The sequence below is a fragment of the Mucilaginibacter daejeonensis genome, from assembly GCF_020783335.1.
GTDB lineage: Bacteria > Bacteroidota > Bacteroidia > Sphingobacteriales > Sphingobacteriaceae > Mucilaginibacter > Mucilaginibacter daejeonensis.
This window is the reverse complement of record NZ_CP086068.1, coordinates 4002544-4026171: the sequence shown is the minus strand read 5'-3', so window position 1 is coordinate 4026171 and position 23628 is coordinate 4002544. Positions and strand designations below refer to the sequence as shown.

The following is a 23628-nucleotide window of genomic DNA, read 5'->3' as shown; positions in this document are numbered from 1 at the left end:
GAGCCGTTACGGGCTCCCTTTTTGCCATGGCTATTCAAATACTATTCCGCAAGTGGTGGCATGAAGTGACCTGTAATGGCCAGCCGGTTCCAGCTGTTGATGGCTATGTTGGCCATGATCACTTTATAGGTGGTCTCTGGCCCCAACAGCTCGATAGCCCTGTCATAAGTTGCATTGCTCACGTGGCCCTGTATGTTGGTCATCTCTTCGGTGAGTGCAAGCACGGCCTGTTCTTCGGGGGTGAAGAAGTCGGTATCGCGCCAGGCGTTCAATACGTAGATGCGTTGTTCGGTCTCACCTAACTTGCGGGCGTCGCGGGTGTGCATGTCGAGGCAAAAAGCACAACCATTGATCTGGGATGCGCGGATCTTGATCAGCTCATAATAGTTCTTATCCAATCCGCTTTTACGGTTATACATTTCTAAACCCAATAAGGCGTTGTAGGCTTCGGGTGCTAATTGCTCGATGTTAAATCTTGGTGTCATGTTGCTATGCTTTTGATTTTTAGATGTTGTTCACATAGCAAAAGTGAGCGATCGCGGCTCGCCAAAAATTGACCAAGGTCAAGAAATGCAGATCAGTGGTCTTTTGCTCTCACGCGGCTCAGGAACTCCGGCGAGAACCCCAGGTAGGAGGCCAACATGTATTGCGGTACCCGCTGCACAAAGTCGGGGAAACGGCGGGCAAAGTTGTGATACTTTTCTTCGCCGCTCATGTCAAAAAAGTAAAAGGTTCGGTTCTGTGCCGCAGCATAGGCGCGTTGATACATGTGCCTGAAATACTTCTCCATCTTAGGCAGCTTATTCAACAGCTCATCGTGCTTACTCGTGGGCAATATGATCAGTTGGCTATCTTCAACCGCTTGCAGGTAAAATTGCGACGGTGCCTGCATCATCAGGCTGGTATGATCGCTGATCCACCAATTATCGATCCCGAATTGAATGATCTGCTCGGTACCGTTATCCTTAATGAAATACATCCGCAGGCAACCCTTCACTACAAAATACAGCGCATTGCACCGTTCACCCTCACTGAACAAGTACTTTTTTTTGCCCAGGTGCTGATGTTGCAAATGTTGGGTAAGTAAGGCTTGTTCTTCAGTACTGAGCAGAACTATCTTTTGAATATGATCAATAAGGGGTTGAAACATGGTGTAATGATACTTAGTGTTTAATGATCAGCTGTTGTACTTGTTTACGGGTCAGTTGATAATAATTGTCGTTTTTATCGGCATGGGTCAATTCGAAGCCCGCTTTAGCTAATACCCGCTGCGATGCTAGGTTAGATCGGGATGCGTCTGCCCTGATCACTTGCAGGGCACTGAAAGCAAATGCCCAATTGATCATACTGGTCAAAGCTTCGGTAGCATAGCCTTTACCCGTATACTGCTCGCCGATCATGTAACCAATAGTGGTCTCGCCATGGTCGTTAGGGTAACCACCTAGGCCAGTGGTGCCAAGGACCAGCCTATCTTTCGAGTGCACGATCAGCGAGTTGGTGTACCAGGTATAAAGATCGGGGTAGGCGAGGGTGTCAGGCAGCCAGCGTTCTTTCATGGCTACGTCCATTTGCGCTTTAAACGATGATCTGATCAAGGGTAATGAAGGCTTCAGTTGCAACAGTTGCAATAATGCATGTGGCTGTTCATGATAAAGTTTCAATAGCTCATGGTCAAGCGGAATGATGCAAAGTCTTTTGGTGCGAATGTTCAACATACCTTATGAAGGCAAATTGCCGAAAATAATGATGAGCAACAAGCTTTGTCACAATAAGTGCCCTTTCAAAGTGACAAGCTGTCACAGAAAACTCATCTTGTACTGACGGTAGTATCGTTTTTGTCGGTGCCTGTACAATTTTTACTGCCGATCGCACGTTGGCACAAGCCTTGATAATTAGTGAGGGTAACATCAAATAAAAAGAAATATCAATCATATGTCAAAGATCATTGGAATCGACTTAGGAACAACGAACTCTTGCGTTGCGGTAATGGAAGGCAACGAGCCTGTAGTTATTGCCAACAGCGAGGGTAAACGCACCACCCCATCGGTAGTGGCTTTTGTTGATAATGGTGAGCGTAAGGTGGGCGATCCTGCTAAGCGTCAATCGATCACCAACCCTAAAAAAACCATCTACTCTATCAAACGCTTCATGGGTAACCAATTTAACGAGGTGACCAGAGAGGCTGAACGTGTACCTTACACCGTGGTGAAAGGTGACAATAACACTCCACGTGTTGAGATAGACGACCGTAAATATACTCCTCAAGAGATATCGGCCATGATCCTTCAAAAAATGAAGAAGACCGCCGAAGACTTTTTAGGTACCGAAGTGAGCGAAGCGGTGATCACCGTGCCAGCTTACTTTAACGATGCTCAGCGTCAGGCCACAAAAGAGGCCGGTGAGATCGCTGGTTTGAAAGTACGCCGTATCATTAACGAGCCTACTGCTGCTGCCCTGGCTTACGGCCTTGACAAAGCACACAAGGACATGAAGATCGTGGTATTCGACTGCGGTGGTGGTACACATGACGTATCAGTACTGGAGTTGGGTGATGGCGTGTTCGAAGTAAAAGCTACCGACGGTGATACGCACTTAGGTGGTGACGACTTTGATCAGGTGATCATCGATTGGATGGCCGACGAGTTCAAGAGCGACGAGGGTTTTGACCTGCGCCGTGATCCTATGGCCCTGCAACGCTTAAAAGAAGCTGCTGAGAAAGCCAAGATCGAGTTGTCAAGCTCTACCACTACAGAGATCAACCTGCCATACATCACCGCTGTTGACGGTATGCCTAAGCACTTGGTTAAGCAACTGACCCGTGCCAAATTCGAGCAACTGGCCGATAGCCTGATCAAACGTACCATTGAACCATGCCGTACCGCTTTGAAAAATGCCGGTTACAGCACTTCAGATATCGACGAGATCATCCTGGTAGGTGGTTCTACCCGTATCCCTGCCATTCAGGAAGCGGTACAAAAGTTCTTTAACAAAGCTCCTTCAAAAGGTGTTAACCCTGATGAGGTAGTAGCGATCGGTGCTGCTATTCAAGGTGGTGTATTGACCGGTGAGGTGAAAGATGTGTTACTGCTGGACGTTACCCCACTTTCATTAGGTATCGAGACCATGGGCGGTGTAATGACCAAACTGATCGAATCTAACACCACTATCCCGAGCAAAAAGTCGGAAGTGTTCTCTACAGCATCTGATAACCAACCATCTGTTGAGATCCACATTTTGCAAGGTGAGCGCCCTATGGCCTCACAGAACCGTACACTGGGCCGCTTCCACCTGGATAGCATCCCACCGGCTCCTCGCGGTGTGCCACAGATCGAAGTGACCTTCGATATCGATGCCAACGGTATATTACACGTGTCGGCTAAAGATAAAGCTACCGGTAAAGAGCAAAAGATCCGTATCGAGGCTTCATCAGGTTTGACCGATGCCGAGATCAAGAAAATGAAAGAGGAAGCAGAAGCTAACGCTGATGCTGACAAAAAGGCAAAAGAAGAGATCGAGAAACTGAACGGTGCTGATGCATTGATCTTCTCGACCGAGAAACAATTGAAAGAGTACGGTGATAAGATCCCTGCTGATAAAAAAGCACCGATCGAATCGGCTCTGGAAAAATTGAAGTCGGCGTACTCAGCCAAGAACCTTGACGAGATCGAGGCCGCTCAGAACGAACTGAACACTGCCTGGGCAGCTGCTTCAGAAGACATGTACAAAGCTTCGGCCGAAGGTCAGCAAGGTGGCCAGCCAGGCCCTGATGCAGGGGCCGGTCAAGGTCCGCAGCAAGGTGGCGATACCGTTACCGACGTTGATTTTGAAGAAGTGAAATAATATTTCGCGAACCACCATAAGAAGCCTCCTGATACATATCAGGGGGCTTTTTTATTGCTAAGGAAGTTTAGAGACCTAAAGGCGCTGTAAATGATTCGTTAGCAGCTATTTAACGATAAATTTACACTTCAAAAACACTCGAGTCGTGATCAAGGTCGAAATGGATGGTGGTGAACGTCGCAGTTTGATGAAAAAGCATTAGCCGTATAATATTTTGTATGCTTTTTAGGAAAATCGTAATTAATTTAAAACAAAGTTTGTTTTTTCTTAAAATTTTCAAAGATTTGGTGCGGAAAGTTTTATATTAGCCTGTAATTAGAAACTGAGCAAGGAAAAATTAACATACTTTCCCTTAATTGTTAAACAAACCACAAAAATGGCATCAAAATTAGAGTACATCTGGCTTGATGGTTATAAACCAACTCAAAGCCTGCGTAGCAAAACAAAGATCGTAAAAGATTTCAGCGGAAAATTGGAAGATCTTGATAACTGGAGCTTCGATGGTTCTTCTACCGAGCAGGCACCAGGCGGTTCATCTGATTGTATCCTTAAACCAGTGTTCATTTGCCCTGATCCACAGCGTAAAGATGCTTACCTGGTAATGTGCGAGGTATTAGGTTCAGATGGTCAGCCACATGAGTCTAATGGCCGTGCCCACATCGAGGATGATGACAATGATTTTTGGTTCGGTTTTGAGCAAGAGTACTTTTTGTGGGATCCTGAGACCAACAAACCATTAGGTTTCCCGGCCAGCGGTTACCCAGCACCACAAGGCCCTTACTACTGTTCAGTAGGTGCTAAAAATGCTTACGGTCGTGAGATCGTTGAAGAGCATTTGGATGCCTGCCTTGACGCTGGTCTGAACGTTGAAGGTATCAACGCTGAGGTTGCTGCTGGTCAGTGGGAGTTCCAGATCTTTGCTAAAGGTGCTAAAGATGCTGGTGACCAGATCTGGGTTGCTCGTTACTTATTAGAGCGCATTGGCGAGAAATACGGAGTATCGATCAACTGGCATTGCAAACCGCTGGGCCAATTAGATTGGAACGGTTCAGGTATGCACGCTAACTTCTCTAACTCAGTATTACGTACCGCTAATAGCGAAGCTACTTTCAAAGCGATCTGCGAGGCTTTCCGTCCGGTAGTTAAAGAGCACATCGAGGTTTACGGTGCTGACAACGATCAGCGTTTGACCGGTAAGCACGAGACCGCTTCTATCCACGACTTTAGCTACGGTGTATCTGACCGTGGTGCTTCTATCCGTATCCCTCTGTACGCTGTTGAGCATAACTGGAGCGGTTATTTGGAAGATCGTCGTCCTAACTCGGCTGCAGATCCATACAAAGTGGCTGCCCGTATCATCAAAACAGTAAAATCGGCTGCTGTATAAGCACCGCTTCAATGATAAATAAAAAGGTCTCGCATAGCAATATGCGGGACCTTTTTTTATGGTAAATGTTGACTTATAATTAATAATGATCTACATTGTAATTAAATAAATTTTATCATGAAAAAAAGAACTTTACTTATTGCAGCGGCTTTGCTTGCCTTTACTGTGCTGTCATCATTTGATCATGTAGCACCATTGTCGAACAAGCATGCCATTAAACACCTTAAACGTCAGGCTGTAGACGAAGTTTATCTGGGATACGTTTTCGATGGAGGGGTGGAGATCCGTTTATACGGACACTGGATAAACGAAGCACAGGTCAAAGGTTACATTACAAGTATCGAGTACTATGATGGAACCCAGTTCGTGCCGGCGTACTATCTTAATCCCTCGGCTACTATATACGGAGAAGGTGTTCCGGGGCAACCAGCCGTGGCCAAATTCAATTGGAAATATGTTGATGATAGCGAACCGCTCCATTCATATAATGATACTTATAACCAGCCCTGGTAAAATAAAAAGAGGCCTGTCAAGGGGGCCTCTTTTTTTTAACGAGCTATAGGTCAAGGGCCATTATCCCGCGGTCTCCCATAACTCTGACTTAATAGACTGAAGCTTGCCTCCCACAAAATTCAGGTGGACAAGGTAATAGCGTTTATTGACCACCGGTGTGGCAAAGTACCACTGCCTTGACTTGCTCATGGTTGGGTCGTAAGGTTTGCTAACGATCTTATAAAAGATAGATAGGCTTTCAAAAAGGCTATTGTAATTACCGGTACTCTTGATGGCTGACAGCTTGTTATATACCTCGCTAACAGGGTCGCCCACCGCTACCGATAGGGTCTTGTTCGATAGCGTAGGCCATTGCTGCAATCGCTGGCCGCTGTTCACAAATATCTGTTCTACCTTGTCGTTATTGAACGAGAACTGAATCCCACGGTCGGTGCCTTTGCGTTCGTCCAGGAACAGTGAACTGTACAAGGGGATCATGCTCTGTATCGAATCCAGGCGGCTGAATCTATTGTCTACTACGCCAAGGCTGGTAATGCCTTTCTCGGTCCTGAGGCTTTGTATCTTGGCATATATCTCGGCCGAGGTTTGTCCGATGGTAATGCCCCAGAACTGACCCGTAGCGATCGAGTCTTTCGAGATCATCACCACTGCTGGTGGTTCGATAATGATCTCGCCAGGTCCATTGAGGTCATCTTTTTGGCAGGAGCAAATGGCAGTGATCAGTAACAGGAATAGGAAAGCTTTTTTCATAACTTTTGGTTGTTGTGTGTAAGCCTATACGCAACCACTTGCCCGATAGCTACAGCCAAGAATACATTAAAATTTATCCCAACAAAAAAGGTGGCCGGATCCGCATTTACAGCTTCGGCCACCTTTAGGATGTGATAATATAAAATAGCTTTAAACGATCTTCTTCAATTCAACAGCGATCTTATCGGCTGTTGACGGGCTAACCTGAACCAATGGCAGGCGTAAGGCATCACCGCAAACGCCTAATTGTTTAAGCGCGGTCTTTACACCACCAGGGCTACCCTCAGCGAACATTAACCGGGTGAACTCAATGAACTTATAGTGCTCGGCACGGGCAGCTACCAGGTCGCCGCTTAAAGCCAGGCGGATCATATCGCTGAACTGGCGCGGAATAGCATTACCTACTACCGATATTACACCCACGGCACCCAAAGCGATCATAGGCAGCGTTACCGGATCGTCACCTGAAATGAACAGGAAATCGGCCGGCTTATCGCGCATGATCTGGTTGAACTGGTCGAAGTTGCCAGAGGCTTCTTTGATACCAATGATATTCTTAAAGTCGTGAGCTAAACGTACGGTGGTCTCGGCGGTCATGTTGCTGCCGGTACGGCCGGGCACATTATATAAAATGATCGGCAGGGGAGAAACTTCGGCTATTGCCTTGTAATGCTGGTAAATGCCTTCCTGTATGGGCTTATTGTAATGCGGGCTGGCCGATAGGATGGCATCATAACCATTGGTGTCAAAACTCTTCACAGCCTCAACCACCTCGTAGGTGTTGTTGCTGCCTATACCGGCAACCAGTTTCACGCGCTTGTTCACCTTTTCGGCGGTAAAGGCCCACACCTTCTGCTTCTCTTCCTTACTCAATGTGGCGCTTTCGCCGGTGGTACCTAACGAGACCAGGTAATCGATACCATTATTGATCAGGTGATCGATCAGGGTATCAAGGCCGGCATAGTCTACCGAGCCTTGCGCTGTAAACGGAGTGACCATAGCCACCCCCGTTCCGTGAAACATTTCCATTTCTGTCGTTTACGTGTTAAAAGGGTTGCTAAGATAATATTTTAAGCCATAAACCGACTTATATAATCTAAAAAGGGCCCCACCCAAACCCTCCCCGGGAGGGAGGGGTTAAAACCCTATCTCGATCCTGAACGCGTGCTTGGTATTCTCCTGGGTATTGTATGACCATCCGTACAGCGCTTTCATACCATAGAACTCCAGCCCGGCGGCCAGCTCGGTGTAGTTTTTGAGCTGAGGTGTGGTCAGGTAATTGGCTTTAACGATCTCCTGCAACTTCAACTTGCGCAGCAACGGGATCTTGCTCATCACAATGCCGCCAAAGTTATGTTCGATGTGGCCTTCCAGGTACTGGTCGGTAGTGCTGTAGGTATAGTAATTGAGCAGCAAAAAGGCGTCGGGGGCATTACGATAACGGAAGATCTCGGTGCCCATAAAGTGCTTGGCGTCAGTATAGAACACACTTTTGTTGTTCAGGAACTTGCCCGCACCCACATAGAACGAGAACTTACCCCAAAGGCCCAGGTCAACATCATCTTTGGTGATGCTGGCCGTTAACAGGTCGTAATCAACATCAGATCCTAAAAAGTTGCGGATGCCCTTGGTGTAGGATACTTCCAGTTTGGGATACTTCGACCGCAGGTAATAACGCCCGGTTGGATAGGTCACGTAGCGGTCGCTAAAATCATAGCTGGCGCGAACGTTGATCTTGAACGACCGGTTATTGTTGAACAGCGGCGTATGGTCATCAACACTTTGCGCAAAAGGGTTATTAGGCGTAAAGCGGCGCTGCTGGTAAAAAAAGCTGTAGTACGAGGTATTGTCTAACCATTTACGGTCGGCTACCTCGGCACCTACCGATGCTTGCAAACCACCAACAATGCGGCGCGACACCGATACCGCAGCAAAATGCTTATCATATAACTTTTGATAGTTACGGCGATAGAACAGCGTAGCAATGGAGTTGGATAGCGGCGTAATCGGTTCCTTGTTGTTAAGGTCTACCACGTCAGATCCTACGTTGAAGCCGATCCGGTAATCATCCACCGGGATCACACCATTAACATTGCCATGCAATAATTTATTACCAAAGCCGTAGCGCACATGGCCGTTCAGTAGCAGATATTTATTACGCGCACTGTCGATCTGCTTACGGAACGACGCACCGTAATTAATGGTAAAACCCTCCACGGTATTGTACAGCATAGAGCCCAATACCGACTGCGTGCTGAAATAGCTTTTGTTATACCGGTTACGGATGTTAAGCCCCGAGAACAGGAAACGCCCGACCGATACCTTGTTGTTGGCCCGGTCGAGTGAATCTAAATACGTTTTCGATTCACGCTTGCGAGCCAGCACGGCCTTCTTTTCATAATCGACCGTCTCCTCGGTGGTAAGTGGGATAGGGCGGGCCTGCTGCCAGTAGGTCGAATCCTTTTTGTTGACGCCGGCGGTCACTTTCATCACCTCGGCAAATAGCTTTTTATCCAGCTTAGGGTCAATATCATAGTTCTTGTAAACGGCCACAAAGTATCCACCGATCTTGAAGCCTAACAATCCGCCGGTGAATTCGAACTTGACCGACGATGGCATCCAGGCCTTACGCTCAACCGGGATGTATTGTTGTTTTACCGAGAGTGTATCTAAAAAGTTGATGCCCGAGCTTTTGGTCAAATAAAGATCAGTGCTATGGATGCGCCAGCTATCATCCATAATATAAATGTAGCCCTCGAAGGTGGGCTCGTACTGGCGTTTAGGCGTCACTTTGATGCGGTTCACGGTCTCGCCGTTCTCCACTGTTTCGCCCATGTAGCGGTAGTTATAGTAGCTTAAAGCATTATCGGCAATGGGCGATATTAGTGGGCGGTTACTGATGCCTTCCCAATTCTGCAGGTTCTGGTAGAAGTTCACGTCCAGATCTGATGCCCGGTTAAAGCTGAACGCCCGGTTGCTGCCCGATACCTTGGAGGACACCATCTCCTCGTGATAGCGGTCGGGCTGCATGAAACTTAGTTTAGATTCTGACTCTGAAAGGTATAGGATGCCTTTGCGGTTGGAGTCGAGTCCCAGCTCACGACCGATCTGATCGATGTCTCGCCCCAGGAACTTCTTGGGTGCGCTCAACATGCGCTGCAGGCCTTTGATGTAAGTATCACACTGGTAGCTTTTTACCTGGGTAAGGTAAGTATTACGTTTGCGGATGGCTTTACGAATGATCGCATAGGCCGGGTCCTCGCCGCCTGCTTTCACCACCACATTTTGCAACACGAACGATTCCGGTTCCAGCTGAACGTTCAATACACGATCGGCCGTAAGCGCTACAGGCCTGATCTGTTGCTTGTATCCAATGCCTTTGAACAAAATATCATAATTGCCCGAAGCTAAGCTAAGGTTGTACTCGCCATCACTATTGGCCGGCGATCCTTTGCTGGTGCCTTTTACCACTACGGTAACAAAGGGAATGGGCTGGCCATTTTGATCTTTTACGGTTCCTTTTAAGGTGAAGGTTTGTGCGTTAGCTAACGCTGTCAAGAATGTAAATAAAAGCAAGAAAAACGTTTTGTGCATGAGACAGAATAGGTGAGCGTAAATATGCTCATTATTTAGCCATGATTGATCGTTAAAGTATGTTAATTGATAAGGAAAAATGCTGTTACCCACAGTTGCACGCAGCGCTAAAAAGTTGCCCTGCAAAGCGTTAAGCCACTTTATTGGTAGATATTATAGACCACTATTTTCAAATAAAGCAGCATTACGGCAGGGGTTCTTGCTAACTTAGCCCGTGCATGTCAGTACTTGTTTTGACCGTTATCGTTTTGGTGGGATCATACTTTGCCGGGCTGCTGGGCTCCCTTACTGGGCTGGGCGGTGGGGTGGTGATCATCCCGTTGCTTACCCTGTTGCTGGGGGTCAACATCCATTACGCGATCGGTGCCTCGCTCATCTCGGTGATCGCTACCTCGTCGGGCTCGGCAGCTGCCTATGTTAAGGAAGGTATCACCAACATCAGGCTCGGCATGTTCCTGGAGATCGCTACTACCGTGGGCGCATTGGCAGGCGCCATGCTGGCGTTGCATATACAAACCAGTGTCATTGCCGTCATTTTTGGGGTGATCCTCATATTCTCGGCGATCATGTCATTAAAGCCAAAGGTCGAACATATAGATAAGCATGATGATACCTGGGCGCAAAAGCTTAAACTCAACGGCACTTACCCGACCTCGGCTGGTGTGGTTCAATATGGCGTACGCCATGTAGGCGGCGGCTTTTTAATGATGCTTTTTGCCGGAGTGATATCAGGCTTGCTGGGCATCGGCTCGGGCGCTTTGAAGGTAGTGGCCATGGATGGCATCATGCGCATCCCGTTCAAGGTATCAACTACTACCAGTAATTTCATGATCGGTGTTACGGCAGCGGCCAGCGCGGTGGTGTACCTGCAACGGGGGTATATAGACCCGGGGCTATCCATGCCGGTGGTACTGGGCGTGTTGCTGGGAGCGCTCACCGGATCCAAAATTTTGGTGCATACCAGTTCATCACAATGGCTGCGCTGGGTATTTGCCGTGATCGTTACCTTTTTGGCCGTGCAAATGATATACAACGGCCTCAACCATAAGATATAAATAAGCGTGGCAACCAAAGACACCATACACGATACTGATATACAGCAGATCATTGGCTGGATCTTGCGCGTGGGCGTGATCGTGTCCATGCTGGTGGTGTTTATAGGTGGATGCATTTACCTGTACCGCCATGGTGCCGAGCAGGTACATTACAGCGCCTTTACCGGTGTGCCGGCCTTTGTGCACAGTGCAGGAGGAATTTGGCATGGCATCATGACCGGTCGTGGGCGTGCCATCATACAAGGTGGCATCATCCTGCTCATCAGTACTCCGGTGATCCGCATCATCTTTTCAGCAATTGGTTTTGTGCTCGAGCGCGACTGGCTTTACACCGGCATAACCCTGCTGGTGTTGCTCATCATTGTGGCCAGTGCCCTCTCCGGGCATGCGGGGTAATCTCACCCCGGCCCTCTCCAAAGGAGAGTGAGTATATATAACTAATAAAGTCCTCCCATCGGGGAGGGTTGGGTGGGGTTGCTTTTATTTCTTACTTTTGGAACAATGAGACGACCGCTTTTACTTTTTACTTTACTGTTCAGTCTTTGCAGCGTTTGGGCACAAAGCGAACCTGTTGGTTACCGCGTGGCATTAGGCAAGTTCATGCATTACTATAACCGTAACCAACCCGACAGCTTATTCAATATGTTCGCGGCCGAGGTAAGGTCAGAGATGCCGCAGGAGACCAACCGCCAAATGTTCGCTGAGTTGCAAAGCCGCTCGGGCGCATTGCAGCGCACGGTCTTTGCCGGTTTCGAGAATGGCGTGGCCACTTACCGTGCCGACTTTCAAAAAGGCTCGCTGGCCATGAAGATCAGCATCAACTCTTACGGTAAGCTAAGCGGACTGTTTTTTGATAACATTAAAGACCCTAACGCCAAAACAGGTGCCCGTGTGGCCGACCCTGATATGGACGAGTCACCGCTGGAGATCAAGACGCTTTCGGGTGTGGTGCGTGGTACTTTAGGCTTGCCTAAACAGGTAAGCGGTAAGGTGCCGGTGGTGATCATTATCCCGTCCTCGGGCCCTACCGACCGCGATGGTAACAAGCCCCGCCTCAATCAGCGTACCGACAGCTATAAACTTTTAGCGGGTGCTTTAGCCAAGAACGGCATTGCCACCGTTAGATACGATAAACGCCGTTTGGATGTCACCTCGGCAAGCCCGGCCGCCGAAAAGGAGTGGCGCTTTGATGATTACGTGGACGATGTGGTGACGATCACCAACCAGTTGAAAGAAGATCAGCGGTTTTCGAAAGTGATCCTGTTCGGCCATGGCGAAGGCTCGTTAGTAGGCATACTGGCTTCGGCCGGTCAACCAGTGAGCGGCCTGATATCGGCCGAAGGCGAAAGCTTATCGGGCGATAAGGTGATGACCGAGCAATTGAAGTCGCAACCTGAGAATATCACCCAAAACTTTAAAGCTATACTGGACAGCTTGCGCAAAGGCAAAACGCGCGACCAGGTAGATTTTGGCTTGTACAGCATAGCCCGCCCAAGCGTACAATACTACCTGGCCAGTTGGATGCGATACGATCCCGTAAAAGAATTGAAAAAGGTGAAGATACCGGTGCTGATCGTACAAGGCACTACTGACCTGCAAGTGAGCATGGCCGATGCCGAACGCTTGAAAAAAGCAAAAAGCGATGCCAAACTGGTGCCTATAGCCGGCATGAACTACGTACTGAAAGAAGCACCTGCCACCCAAGCCGCTAACCTGGCCACCTACAACCAACCCGCGCTCCCCATCAAACCCGAATTAGTGACCGCCGTGACCGACTTTGTAAAAGCGGTCAAGTAAGATAGGACTTTTGAGTCTGTTGGTATGTGAGACGGTGGTCAAAAGGGCTAAACAAGGTCCGAATAGCATATACAGAACTTGTCATCTTTATTAAAAAGATGACAAGTTCTCAAACCTTTAACAGGGAAAGCGCATTCACTCACTACTCACTACTCACTACTCACTACTCACTACTCACTACTCACTACTCACTACTCACTACTCACTACTCAGCTTTTCCAGCTTCCCAATAACCTGCGGATCACAATGATCTCGGCGATGTGATAGCCCGTATGGTCGGCTATCTGTAAGGCCTCTCGCAACAGGGTTTGCCCGGTTCCGTGAGGAATGGGTTTGTGCAGGTCTTCGGTCTGTACCAGTTCGGTCATTTCCTGCAGGTCTTTTTTGATCTGGGCCAGTGAGTTGTTCCAGGCCTCTTCGCTGGCTGGAGCGGTCTCCTTGGGCCAGTACTCTTCAGGCCACTTAGGCGACTTATGCAAGGCATCTTTGCTGAACTCCAGCATATCCCATTGCGCTATGCGGATGTGCTCTACCAATTGCCAGATGCTGTAGGGCAGTCCATGCGGGCGTTCACCGCGTTGCTCGGCAGGCAGGTCTTTTAAGGCATCTTCTAACGAGGCATGTGCAGTACCTCCATTCATCAATTTGATGATCTCATTCACGAGGGATCGGCTATGATCTGACATATTGTTAGGGTTTTAATAGAGCTAACAAAACAATGGGGGCATGGTTCATTGAATTTCAAGCTTGCTAATTACCCCGCTAAATTTGTAGGTTTATACCTTTAACCGCATCAAACTCATAGTCGTGATCAACAGGATATTAACTACCATAGTGATAGGCGCGCTGCTGCTTATTGGCTGTAAAAAAGAGGGCGGCCCGAGCGATACCATGCGCGACAACGCGGCCTTTAGCAACTACACCAAGCATTTTTTAGAGGCTTTGTGGAAGTTACAGCCCGACCGCGCCACCCAGACCGGTTACCACGTATATGATAGTTTGCTGGTGATCCCGAGCCAAAGCAACCGTGATAAACTGATCACTTTTGCCAAAGTAGAGGCCGACTCACTCACCCACTACGATGCCAACACCCTGCCGGCCAGCAACAAGCTCGACTACCAACTGATCCAGAACGAGGTGCAGCGCATACAATGGAGCCTGCAAACCCTCAAGGAGTGGGAGTGGGACCCGGGCAGCTATAACAACATCTCCACCTTTGCTTACATTTTGAACGAGCGGTATGCCCCGTTAGACAAACGCCTGCGCAACTTTTACGAGAAACTGCAAAAGCTGCCCGATTACTACAAAGAGGCCCAAAAGCAGATCAAAGACCCTGTACCCGAGCTCACCGCCCTGGCCGCTGATCAGTTGAACGGTGGCGTAAGCGTGATCGAGAAGGATTTTGCGGATTCGCTCAAGAAGACCAAGATACCCGAGGCCACCCAAAAGCTGATGGTGGCCCGCGCCAAGACCAGTGCCGATGCCGTTAGAGCTTTTGCCGACTGGCTCACCAAATTAAAAAGCACCAAGCCGCGCAGCTTCCGTTTAGGGAATGACCTGTATCAGGATAAGTTCAAGTTCGAGATACAGTCGGGCCTTACGGCGCAGCAACTATATAATGCCGCGGTCGACCGTAAAAAGTACCTGCATGGTCAAATGGCCAAGATCAGCAAGCAACTATGGCCTAAATACTTTGGTGCTAACACACCCATGCCTAAAGATTCGATCGAGCTGATCGGTAAGATGATCGACACGCTATCGGCCAAACACGTGAAGCCCGAAGAGTTCCAAAGCTCTATCGAGAAGCTCATGCCTAAACTGGTGGACTTTGTACGGGCCAAGGACCTGCTCACGCTTGATCCTTCGAAGCCGCTCATCGTGCGTAAAGAGCCGGCCTACATGGCTGGTGTGGCCGGTGCATCGGTAAGTTCGCCAGGCCCGTATGACAAAACGGGTAACACCTACTTCAACGTAGGCAGCCTGAGCGGTTGGGCACCCCAACGCGCCGAAAGCTATCTGCGCGAGTACAACCAATATATGCTGCAGATCCTGTGCATCCATGAAGCTATACCCGGACATTACACTCAATTGGTATACTCTAACAAAGCACCCAGCATGATCAAGGCCGTACTGCAGAACGGTGCCATGATCGAGGGTTGGGCGGTTTATGCCGAAGAGATGATGCTCGATGCAGGCTACGGCAACAACGAGCCCGAGATGCGCCTGATGTGGTATAAGTGGAATCTGCGCTCGGTGTGCAATACCATACTCGACTATGGCGTGCACGTGAACAACATGAATAAGGAGCAAGCCATCAAGTTACTCACCCGCGAGGCCTTCCAGCAGCAGGCCGAGGCCGAAGGTAAGTGGAAGCGGGTGACCGTGAGCAGCGTGCAGCTCACCAGCTACTTCAACGGCTACAAAGAGATCACCGACCTGCGCGACGCCTACAAAAAGCGTTTGGGTGATAAGTTCACCGTCAAGGCCTTTAACGAAAAGTTCCTGAGCTATGGCAGCGCCCCGGTCAAACTGATCCGCGAACTGATGATCACCAAAAAGGCGGATGATGCACCAGCCGCCACCGCACCCACAAGTGACAAGGGTGACAAAGCCCCCGTGAATTAATACGTCCGGTCACCTGATACTTTATATTAATTATTACCTCATGTCTACCCATATCAAACAACAGATCGATGATCTGACCGCCGAGCTAAAACAGCATAACTATAATTACTATGTGCTGGCGCAGCCCACCATCAGCGATCAGGATTTTGATCTGAAGCTTAAAGAACTCGCCAAACTGGAAGAGGCCAATCCCGAGCTTGCCCATGCCGACTCGCCCACCCAAAGGGTAGGCGGCGAGGTGACCAAAGAGTTCCAGACCGTGCGCCACCGCTGGCCTATGCTGTCATTAGGCAACACCTACAGTGAGCAGGAACTGCTGGAATTTGATCAACGCGTGCGTAAGGCCATTGGCGATAATTTTGAATATGTGGTAGAGCTCAAGTTCGATGGATTGAGCATGAGCATGACCTACGAGAACGGTAAACTGGCCCGCGCCGTCACGCGCGGCAACGGGGTAGAGGGCGACGACGTGACCACCAACGTCCGCACTATACATACCGTACCCAAAACGCTGAAAGGTGACGGCTACCCCGACCTGTTCGAGATACGGGGCGAGGTGTTCATGCACCGCAAGGCTTTTGACCGCTTGAACAATGAGCGCATCGAGAATGGTGAGGTGGCTTATGCCAACCCGCGCAACTTTGCCTCAGGCACCATGAAACTTCAGGACTCTGCCGAGGTGGCCCGCCGCCCGCTCGATTGCTTTTTATATGCCCTGCACATGGAGCGCTCGCCCTACAAAACACATTGGGAAAGTTTGCAGGCCATCAAAAAATGGGGCTTCCATGTGAGTGACGATAGCAAACTGTGCAGTAATATCAATGAGGTGCTCAAATACATCGAACATTGGGATACGGCCCGTTTCGACCTCAGTTTTGATATCGATGGTATCGTGATCAAGGTGAACAACTACGGCCAGCAGGAAGAACTGGGCTTTACGGCCAAAGTGCCGCGCTGGGCCATCTCTTATAAATTCAAGGCCGAGCGGGTAGAGACCTCGCTCGAAAGCGTGTCATACAACGTAGGTCGTACGGGTGCCGTTACCCCGGTGGCCAACCTGAAGCCGGTCCTGCTGGCCGGCACCACCGTTAAACGTGCCACTCTGCACAATGCCAACGAGATCCTCCGCCTCGACCTGCACGAAGGCGATACCGTATACGTAGAAAAAGGCGGCGAGATCATCCCCAAGATCATCAGCGTGAACCCTGACAAAAGAAAGCCTAATGCCGAGCCGATCGTATATCTCACCAATTGCCCGGTATGCGGTACCCCGCTCGAACGTAAAGAAGGCGAGGCCGCGTTCTATTGCCCTAACGACGAAGGCTGCCCACCGCAGATCGTGAGCAAGATGCAGCATTTTGTAGGTCGCAAGGCCATGGACATTGACGGTTTGGGTGATGAGACCCTGGAAACGTTGTACCAAAAAGGTTTCATCTCGCATATCAGCGATATCTACGACCTGCACCTCCGTGCCGACGAATTAAAACAGATGGACCGCTTTGGCGAACGCTCGATCACCAACATGCTTGCCGGTATCGAAAAGTCGAAAGAAAAGCCATTTGAAAAAGTACTGTTCGGCCTGGGTATCCGTTACGTGGGGGAGACCGTGGCCCGCAAACTGGTGGCTCACTTCAAGACCTTAGAACGCATGCAAGCCGCCACCCTCGAAGAGATCACCGCTGTGGACGAGATCGGCGAACGCATTGCCCAAAGCCTGGTGGAATACCTGAGCGGTGAGGTGCATCAGCAGGAATTGCAAAAGCTCAAAAGCCAGGGTCTTCAGTTCGCGGCCGAAGAAAAGGAAGTGGTCCTGGCCAGCGATAAACTGGCAGGCAAGACATTTATCATATCAGGTGTGTTCGAAAAATACTCGCGCGATGAGCTCAAAGAGATGATCGAGCAGAACGGCGGCAAGATCTTGAGCAGCATATCGGCCAAATTGAACTACCTGGTGGCCGGCGATAACATGGGCCCTTCTAAACTCGAAAAGGCCAACAAACTAAATATTCCTATCATTACCGATGAAGAATTGTTGAAGATGCTTTAACAGTTCTAAGCGCACTACCCACCCGTCATGGCGAGGCACGAAGCCATCTCTGCGGCGGAAGTTTTTTACCGACCGTCATGCCGCTCCGTATCGGGGTCTCGCAGGAAAGGTTGCGCATCTGTCGGCTACGTATCTTATAGGATGCTGAAACAAGTTCAGCATGACAGGGTGGGTCAAGATACGCCGGCACCATAAAAAAACTTGTCATGCTGAACACAGTGAAGCATCCTATACCCCATGCCTGATCGCACGCACAGGACGTTTCGCATACGCTCAACATGACAGGGGTGGAGATAGAGGCAAATAAAATTATCCAACCCGTCATGCCGATGCATATCGGCATCTCAAAGGACAAGTAATTCACCTTGCATGTGAGATGCTGAAACAAGTTCAGCATGACATAACAGGTCAAGCTACGCCAAGCACCATAAAACGAACTTGTCATGCTGAACGCAGTGAAGCATCCTATACCCCATGCCTGATCGCACGCACAGGATGTTTCGCATACGCTCAACATGACAGGGGTGGAGATGGAGGGAAACAAAATTGTCCAACCCCGTCATGCCAATGCATATCGGCATCTCTCAGGACAAGTAACTCACCGTGCAGGTGAGATGCTGAAACAAGTTCAGCATGACATAACAGGTCAAGCTACGCCAAGCACCATAAAACAAACTTGTCATGCTGAACGCAGTGAAGCATCCTATACGTCATGGCCGATCGTAAGTATAGAATGTTTCGCATACGCCCAACATGACGGGGTCGAATAGTTATGCATCATCCCCCGTCTCCCGATCGTCATAAAAAATGCTGCGTTATTTTTCGATCAACAATAACATTGGGCCGATGTTATTGTTGCACAAACATTAACGAATTAAATAATACAGTTATGGCGTTTCAAAAGATACAGGAACTGCTAGGCGACAAGGCCAGCTACTATCTGGACCATAAAAGCGAGACCTTTGCCAAGGACCTGCTGCATACCCCGTCACCTGATTTTGTTGACAAGATATTTGTTCAAAGCAACCGCAACCCGCAGGTGCTGCGTAACCTGCAGGCCATGTATGGCCATGGCCGGTTGGCCAATACCGGTTACTTATCCATATTGCCTATCGATCAGGGCATCGAGCATACTGCAGGTGCGTCGTTCGCCAAGAACCCGATGTATTTCGACCCCGAAAATATCGTGAAGCTGGCCATTGAGGGCGGTTGTAACGCGGTGGCGACCACGTTCGGTAACCTGGCCATGGTATCGCGCAAGTATGCGCACAAGATCCCGTTCCTGGTCAAGATCAACCATAATGAGCTGCTTACTTATCCTACCAAATATGATCAGATCATGTTCGGGTCGGTAGAGGATGCCTGGAATTTGGGTGCTGCCGCAGTAGGCGCTACCATCTACTTCGGGTCCGAAGACTCGAGTCGCCAGATCATCGAAGTATCGCAAGCCTTTGAGCGTGCGCACGAGCTGGGTATGGCCACCGTACTGTGGTGCTACACCCGCAACAACGACTTTAAAAAGGATGGCGTTAACTACGAGACCTCGGCCGACATCACCGGTCAGGCCAATCATATAGGCGTTACCATTCAGGCCGATATCATCAAGCAAAAAATGCCTGATGTGAACGGTGGTTTCACCAAGATCGGTTTCTCTAAATCTGATCCATTAATGTACAGCAAAATGGCTACTGATCACCCGATCGATCTGTGCCGTTACCAGGTGGCTAATTGCTACATGGGCCGTGCCGGGCTGATCAACTCAGGTGGCGAATCAAAAGGCGAGGGCGATCTGGCCAATTCGGTAATGAACGCGGTGATCAACAAACGTGCAGGTGGTTCAGGATTGATCTTAGGCCGTCGTGCGTTCCAGCGTCCATTTGCTGAGGGCGTGGAGTTCCTGAATATGATACAAGATGTATATTTGGCGCAAGAGATCACCATTGCATGAAGCATATCGTAACGGTCACGCTGAGCCCGGTAGTTGACAAAAGCACCAAAGTAGACAGGATAGAGCCCGATCAAAAACTGGCTTGCGACGAACCATTGTTCGAGCCGGGAGGCGGAGGCATCAACGTTTCAAGAGGATTAAAACGTTTGAACGTGAATTCCATCGCGGTCTTCCCGTCGGGCGGGTTGACCGGTCAGCTACTGCAGGATCTGCTTAAAGCTGAGCATATCAACCAGGTACCTATTCTTACCGAAAAGATGACCCGCGAGAACTTCATCGTGGTGAACCGGGAGGTGCATGAGGAATATCGTTTTGGGATGCCTGCGGTAGAGCTGCTGCCCAAGGAGGAGCGCGAGATACTGAGCACTATTAAGAAGCTGGTACCTAAGCCTAAATTTATGGTAGTGAGCGGTAGTATGCCGCCTGGTGCCAGCGATGACTTTATTGCCAAACTGGCGCGCGTTTGCAAAGAGGACGATATCAAACTCATTGTTGATACTTCGGGCGAGGCGCTTGCCAATGCTGTTAACGAAGGCATCTACCTGCTTAAGCCTAACCAAAAGGAGCTGAGCAAGCTGACCGGTATCGAGGTGAAGGATAAGCAAAGCGTGGAAGCCGCGGCCCAGCAGATCATTGATAAAGGCAAATGCCAGGTAGTGGTGGTGTCCTTAGGTCCGGATGGAGCCTATGTGGCCTCGCGCGGTTACAGTGAGCACATCCCGGCACCTGATGTTGAGAAACGCAGTACCGTAGGTGCAGGCGACAGCATGGTAGCTGGTATGGTTTACGCATTAGACAAAGGCTGGGAGCTAAAGGACGTGGTACGTATGGGCATAGCCTGCGGCAGCGCCGCCACCATGAACGCCGGCCCCGAACTCTTCCGCAAAGCCGACGCCGAAAGCCTGTTCGAGAAACTGAAGTGATCAGGGTCTTTTCCCTGGGTTGATATTAAAATGTCATGTTGAGCATAGGTTCAACATGACATTTTTTTTGGGATGAGGTTAGTTCTCCACCCCGTCATGCCGAACTTGTTTCGGCATCCCACATGCAAGGTCACCCAGCGTCCACCTGTCCTGAGGGAAGCCGATATACATCGGCATGACGGGTTGGTTGGTGATCTATGCTTCTCTGTCATGTTGAGCGCATGCGAAACATCCTGTACGTGCGATCAGGAATGGCGTATAGGATGCTTCACTCCGTTCAGCATGACAACTTTTTTGGGGGAGCTATTCCTTATCACCCTGGTCATGCTGAACTCGTTTCAGCATCCCACCTGCTAAGTGACCGACCCGTCCTGAGAGATGCCGATATGCATCGGCATGACGGGTTGGTTGGTAATCTATACTTCCCTGTCATGTTGATCGCATGCGAAACATCCTGTACGTGCGATCAGGAATGGCGTATAGAATGCTTCACTTCGTTCAGCATGACAACTTTTATTTGGGAAGCTATTCCTTACCACCCCGGTCAGGCTGAACTCGTTTCAGCATCTCACATGCAAGGTCGCCCAGCGTCCACCTGTCCTGAGGGATGCCGATATGCATCGGCATGACGGGTTGGTTGGTTGAGTGCTGGGTGAATGGTGATGTATACTTCCCTGTCATGTTGAGCGCATGCGAAACATCCTATACGTGCGATCAGACATGGCGTATAGGATGCTTTACTCTGTTCAGCATGACAATTTTTATTTGGGGGAGCTATTCCTTACCACCCCGTCATGCTGAACTTGTTTAAGCATCCCACCTGCTAAGTGATTGACTTGTCATGAGGAATGCCGATATGCATCGGCACGACGGGCTGGGTTGGTGGTGATCTATACTTCCCTGTCATGTTGAGCGCATGCGATACATCCTATACGTGCGATCAGACATGGCGTATAGGATGCTTCACTCCGTTCAGCATGACAACTTTTATTTGGGGGAGCTATTCCTTACCACCCCGGTCATGCTGAACTTGTTTCAGCATCTCACATGCCAAGTAACCGACCTGTCCTGAGAGATGCCGATAGGCATCGGCATGACGGGTTGTGTAACAAATAGAACTTTAAACACTAACCTTCTCCGCTAACCAAAGGAACTCGGCGGTGAAGGTATCCACATTGGCCTGGAAGCTGCTGTCCAACAAATTTCCTTCGGCATCAAATTTCTTGTCAACGTGTGGGGTCACGATCATGTAGGGGGAGGCGATGCCGAACAGGGCGTTGATGTAGAGCTGTAGTTGCTGGGTTGCGCGCATGCCGCCCATTGGTCCGGCCGAACCGGTCACGATGCCAAAGGTCTTGTGTACCTGCTTTGGAAAATGGTCGAACAGGTTCTTGAGCGCTGGCGAATAGCCGCCGTTATATTCCGGAGTCACCAAAATAAAGGCTTGTGCCGCGAACATGCGTTCGGCCAGCGAGCGGAATTGTTCGGGCGCTGCCTCGGCCGACGACCATACCTTTTCGAGCAATGGCAACGGGTTCTCGCGCACGTCGATCAGGCCTACCTCGTGCTGGGTGTTGGTTTTAAAGTGGTTGTAAATAAATAAGGCCTCCTTGTAAGTGTGGCTATCCGGGCGCGGACTGCCCGATATGATCTCGATCTTCATATAGTGTGTGATGTGCTTTTTTGAACCCCAACATACAAATAATGTATGACAGTTGGGCCATCGTTGCGCAGCAGAAGGATCGTGTAAAACGATATATGCTGATGCGCCGTTTTGGGCGATGTTTGAAATAATTAACCATTGGTTTGAATATTGCAAGGTATCCGGTTAACGGTACTTTACCTTTGCTTATAACAAACATCTATAACATGAGATACAGAAAATTAGGGGATACCGACGTGTCGTTGTCAGCCATTGGCTTAGGCTGCATGAGCATGAACCACGGTTATGGCGAGCCCGACGATGCTTCATCGATAGCCACTTTAGAAAAGGCACTTGAACTGGGTATCAATTTTTGGGACACCGCAGATGTATATGCCAACGGCGCTAACGAGGAATTGGTAGCTAAAGTGCTACGACCGAACCGCCAGAAGATCTTTTTGGCCACCAAATTCGGTTTCTACCTGAACAGCCAGAATGCTATGGAATTCGACGGCTCGCCTGCGCGGATCAAAAAGACCGTTGAAGCCAGCTTAAAACGTTTACAGACGGATGTGATCGACCTGTATTATGCACATCGTATAGACCCGAACGTGCCGGTAGAAGATATGGTGGGAGCCATGGCTGATCTGGTGAAAGAGGGTAAGGTGCGTTACCTGGGGCTTTCAGAAGCCTCGGCAAATTCCATCAAGAGGGCTCATGCGGTGCACCCGATCAGTGCGCTGCAAAGCGAGTACTCATTACTGACCCGCGAAGTTGAGGCAGAGATATTGCCGCTTTGCAAAGAACTGAAGATCTCATTTGTTCCGTTCAGTCCGCTGGCACGTGGTTTAATGACCAACACGCTCGACATCAATGCTTTAAAAGATGGCGATTTCCGTAAAGGGCTTCCACGTTTTCAATCGGCACACGAGGAGAACAATAAAGCGCTTACCCTCGAATTTGCCAACCTGGCCGAAGCTAAGAATTGTACGCCGGCGCAACTGGCACTGGCTTGGGTACTCAACCAGGGCGATAACATTATACCGATACCCGGAACTAAACGCGTTAAATACCTGATCGAGAACGCAGGTGCGGTCGATATCGAGCTATCATCAGCTGATCTGCAAAGCATCGAAGCCTTGTTGAAAAAGTACCCGGATACCGGTGCACGCTACAATGAATCGAGCAGCAAATTCGTAGATAAGAATTAAAGCGAGCTCAGCATAATAAACAGAAGGCCTGAAGATGAACTCTTCGGGCCTTTCATTTTTGGCATAGTGAGTAGCCGTATATTGGATATGGAGTTGTAGCGTTGATGAAGATGAAAAGAGAAGATAGTGCGTTATATCGGAGGAGTTGTGTTAGCGATATCGTGAACTTTTTTCAAGATGAGGCACTGTTTCAGGTGTTACATCGATGTAACAGAATTCCCCAAATTTCCCCACTTTTTGACATTGCCAAATTCGTAAAAACCCAACTTTTTCAAGAAAAATCAACAAAAAGCCGG

Annotated in this window: 19 protein-coding genes; 11 read left to right on the top strand and 8 right to left on the bottom strand. The window is 49.3% G+C overall.

What is annotated here, in order from left to right:
* Positions 1 to 41: 41 nt before the first annotated feature.
* The 3 genes from LLH06_RS17210 to LLH06_RS17200 form a co-directional block, all read right to left on the bottom strand.
* Entirely contained in the window at positions 42 to 485 is a 444-nt protein-coding gene (locus LLH06_RS17210; RefSeq protein WP_228170524.1) for a carboxymuconolactone decarboxylase family protein, read from the bottom strand.
* A gap of 92 nt (positions 486 to 577) precedes the next feature.
* Positions 578 to 1150 (bottom strand): Crp/Fnr family transcriptional regulator, encoded by a 573-nt coding sequence (locus LLH06_RS17205; RefSeq protein ID WP_228170523.1) that lies wholly within the window; start codon positions 1148 to 1150, stop codon positions 578 to 580.
* A gap of 13 nt (positions 1151 to 1163) precedes the next feature.
* On the bottom strand, positions 1164 to 1715 hold the full coding sequence (locus LLH06_RS17200) for a GNAT family N-acetyltransferase (RefSeq protein ID WP_228170522.1): 552 nt from the start codon (positions 1713 to 1715) through the stop codon (positions 1164 to 1166).
* A gap of 217 nt (positions 1716 to 1932) precedes the next feature.
* Here LLH06_RS17200 and dnaK point away from each other — a divergent pair, with 217 nt between their 5' ends.
* The 3 genes from dnaK to LLH06_RS17185 all read left to right on the top strand — a co-directional run bounded on the left by dnaK (position 1933) and on the right by LLH06_RS17185 (position 5740).
* Positions 1933 to 3840 (top strand): molecular chaperone DnaK, encoded by a 1908-nt coding sequence (gene dnaK, locus LLH06_RS17195; RefSeq protein ID WP_228170521.1) that lies wholly within the window; start codon positions 1933 to 1935, stop codon positions 3838 to 3840.
* A 376-nt stretch (positions 3841 to 4216) separates the two neighbouring features.
* Positions 4217 to 5227, top strand: coding sequence for a glutamine synthetase beta-grasp domain-containing protein (locus tag LLH06_RS17190; RefSeq protein WP_228170520.1), 1011 nt, complete (start codon positions 4217 to 4219; stop codon positions 5225 to 5227).
* Between the two features lie 117 nt (positions 5228 to 5344).
* The gene (locus LLH06_RS17185; protein WP_228170519.1) at positions 5345 to 5740 is read left to right on the top strand and encodes a hypothetical protein; all 396 of its coding nucleotides are present in this window, start codon (positions 5345 to 5347) and stop codon (positions 5738 to 5740) included.
* Between the two features lie 60 nt (positions 5741 to 5800).
* Here the strand turns inward: LLH06_RS17185 and LLH06_RS17180 are convergent, their stop codons facing one another.
* From LLH06_RS17180 to LLH06_RS17170, 3 genes are all read right to left on the bottom strand, one after another.
* On the bottom strand, positions 5801 to 6490 hold the full coding sequence (locus LLH06_RS17180) for a hypothetical protein (RefSeq protein WP_228170518.1): 690 nt from the start codon (positions 6488 to 6490) through the stop codon (positions 5801 to 5803).
* Between the two features lie 150 nt (positions 6491 to 6640).
* On the bottom strand, positions 6641 to 7519 hold the full coding sequence (dapA, locus tag LLH06_RS17175) for a 4-hydroxy-tetrahydrodipicolinate synthase (RefSeq protein ID WP_228170517.1): 879 nt from the start codon (positions 7517 to 7519) through the stop codon (positions 6641 to 6643).
* Positions 7520 to 7627: 108 nt separating this feature from the next.
* The gene (locus LLH06_RS17170; protein ID WP_228170516.1) at positions 7628 to 10048 is read right to left on the bottom strand and encodes a DUF5686 and carboxypeptidase regulatory-like domain-containing protein; all 2421 of its coding nucleotides are present in this window, start codon (positions 10046 to 10048) and stop codon (positions 7628 to 7630) included.
* 254 nt (positions 10049 to 10302) lie between these two features.
* On the opposite strand from LLH06_RS17170, the gene LLH06_RS17165 reads away from it, so the two are divergent.
* The 3 genes from LLH06_RS17165 to LLH06_RS17155 all read left to right on the top strand — a co-directional run bounded on the left by LLH06_RS17165 (position 10303) and on the right by LLH06_RS17155 (position 12936).
* The gene (locus LLH06_RS17165) at positions 10303 to 11139 is read left to right on the top strand and encodes a sulfite exporter TauE/SafE family protein (RefSeq protein ID WP_228170515.1); all 837 of its coding nucleotides are present in this window, start codon (positions 10303 to 10305) and stop codon (positions 11137 to 11139) included.
* A 6-nt stretch (positions 11140 to 11145) separates the two neighbouring features.
* Positions 11146 to 11535: a DUF1634 domain-containing protein gene (locus tag LLH06_RS17160; RefSeq protein ID WP_228170514.1), complete on the top strand. Its 390-nt coding sequence runs from the start codon at positions 11146 to 11148 to the stop codon at positions 11533 to 11535.
* A 105-nt stretch (positions 11536 to 11640) separates the two neighbouring features.
* Entirely contained in the window at positions 11641 to 12936 is a 1296-nt protein-coding gene (locus LLH06_RS17155; protein ID WP_228170513.1) for a serine aminopeptidase domain-containing protein, read from the top strand.
* A 209-nt stretch (positions 12937 to 13145) separates the two neighbouring features.
* On the opposite strand, the gene LLH06_RS17150 is transcribed toward LLH06_RS17155, so the two are convergent.
* Positions 13146 to 13622, bottom strand: a complete 477-nt coding sequence (locus LLH06_RS17150) for a DinB family protein (protein WP_228170512.1) — start codon at positions 13620 to 13622, stop codon at positions 13146 to 13148.
* Between the two features lie 121 nt (positions 13623 to 13743).
* Here LLH06_RS17150 and LLH06_RS17145 point away from each other — a divergent pair, with 121 nt between their 5' ends.
* From LLH06_RS17145 to LLH06_RS17130, 4 genes are all read left to right on the top strand, one after another.
* Positions 13744 to 15561 (top strand): DUF885 domain-containing protein, encoded by a 1818-nt coding sequence (locus LLH06_RS17145; protein WP_228170511.1) that lies wholly within the window; start codon positions 13744 to 13746, stop codon positions 15559 to 15561.
* 40 nt (positions 15562 to 15601) lie between these two features.
* Entirely contained in the window at positions 15602 to 17608 is a 2007-nt protein-coding gene (gene ligA / locus LLH06_RS17140; RefSeq protein ID WP_228170510.1) for an NAD-dependent DNA ligase LigA, read from the top strand.
* An 889-nt stretch (positions 17609 to 18497) separates the two neighbouring features.
* Positions 18498 to 19556: a class I fructose-bisphosphate aldolase gene (locus tag LLH06_RS17135; RefSeq protein ID WP_228170509.1), complete on the top strand. Its 1059-nt coding sequence runs from the start codon at positions 18498 to 18500 to the stop codon at positions 19554 to 19556.
* Positions 19553 to 20479, top strand: coding sequence for a 1-phosphofructokinase family hexose kinase (locus tag LLH06_RS17130; protein ID WP_228170508.1), 927 nt, complete (start codon positions 19553 to 19555; stop codon positions 20477 to 20479). Before LLH06_RS17135 ends, LLH06_RS17130 begins: the two co-directional genes overlap by 4 nt.
* Before the next feature lie 1120 nt (positions 20480 to 21599).
* On the opposite strand, the gene LLH06_RS17125 is transcribed toward LLH06_RS17130, so the two are convergent.
* The gene (locus tag LLH06_RS17125; RefSeq protein WP_228170507.1) at positions 21600 to 22142 is read right to left on the bottom strand and encodes an NADPH-dependent FMN reductase; all 543 of its coding nucleotides are present in this window, start codon (positions 22140 to 22142) and stop codon (positions 21600 to 21602) included.
* Between the two features lie 206 nt (positions 22143 to 22348).
* On the opposite strand from LLH06_RS17125, the gene LLH06_RS17120 reads away from it, so the two are divergent.
* Complete coding sequence (locus LLH06_RS17120; protein ID WP_228170506.1) at positions 22349 to 23332, top strand: aldo/keto reductase; 984 nt, start codon at positions 22349 to 22351, stop codon at positions 23330 to 23332.
* Positions 23333 to 23628: the final 296 nt, after the last annotated feature.

Coding starts and splice junctions, on each gene's coding strand:
- LLH06_RS17210 (WP_228170524.1), bottom strand. CDS start 485: ATGACACCAAGATTTAACATCGAGCAATTAGCACCCGAAGCCTACAAC.
- LLH06_RS17205 (WP_228170523.1), bottom strand. CDS start 1,150: ATGTTTCAACCCCTTATTGATCATATTCAAAAGATAGTTCTGCTCAGT.
- LLH06_RS17200 (WP_228170522.1), bottom strand. CDS start 1,715: ATGTTGAACATTCGCACCAAAAGACTTTGCATCATTCCGCTTGACCAT.
- dnaK (WP_228170521.1), top strand. CDS start 1,933: ATGTCAAAGATCATTGGAATCGACTTAGGAACAACGAACTCTTGCGTT.
- LLH06_RS17190 (WP_228170520.1), top strand. CDS start 4,217: ATGGCATCAAAATTAGAGTACATCTGGCTTGATGGTTATAAACCAACT.
- LLH06_RS17185 (WP_228170519.1), top strand. CDS start 5,345: ATGAAAAAAAGAACTTTACTTATTGCAGCGGCTTTGCTTGCCTTTACT.
- LLH06_RS17180 (WP_228170518.1), bottom strand. CDS start 6,490: ATGAAAAAAGCTTTCCTATTCCTGTTACTGATCACTGCCATTTGCTCC.
- dapA (WP_228170517.1), bottom strand. CDS start 7,519: ATGGAAATGTTTCACGGAACGGGGGTGGCTATGGTCACTCCGTTTACA.
- LLH06_RS17165 (WP_228170515.1), top strand. CDS start 10,303: ATGTCAGTACTTGTTTTGACCGTTATCGTTTTGGTGGGATCATACTTT.
- LLH06_RS17155 (WP_228170513.1), top strand. CDS start 11,641: ATGAGACGACCGCTTTTACTTTTTACTTTACTGTTCAGTCTTTGCAGC.
- LLH06_RS17150 (WP_228170512.1), bottom strand. CDS start 13,622: ATGTCAGATCATAGCCGATCCCTCGTGAATGAGATCATCAAATTGATG.
- ligA (WP_228170510.1), top strand. CDS start 15,602: ATGTCTACCCATATCAAACAACAGATCGATGATCTGACCGCCGAGCTA.
- LLH06_RS17135 (WP_228170509.1), top strand. CDS start 18,498: ATGGCGTTTCAAAAGATACAGGAACTGCTAGGCGACAAGGCCAGCTAC.
- LLH06_RS17130 (WP_228170508.1), top strand. CDS start 19,553: ATGAAGCATATCGTAACGGTCACGCTGAGCCCGGTAGTTGACAAAAGC.
- LLH06_RS17125 (WP_228170507.1), bottom strand. CDS start 22,142: ATGAAGATCGAGATCATATCGGGCAGTCCGCGCCCGGATAGCCACACT.
- LLH06_RS17120 (WP_228170506.1), top strand. CDS start 22,349: ATGAGATACAGAAAATTAGGGGATACCGACGTGTCGTTGTCAGCCATT.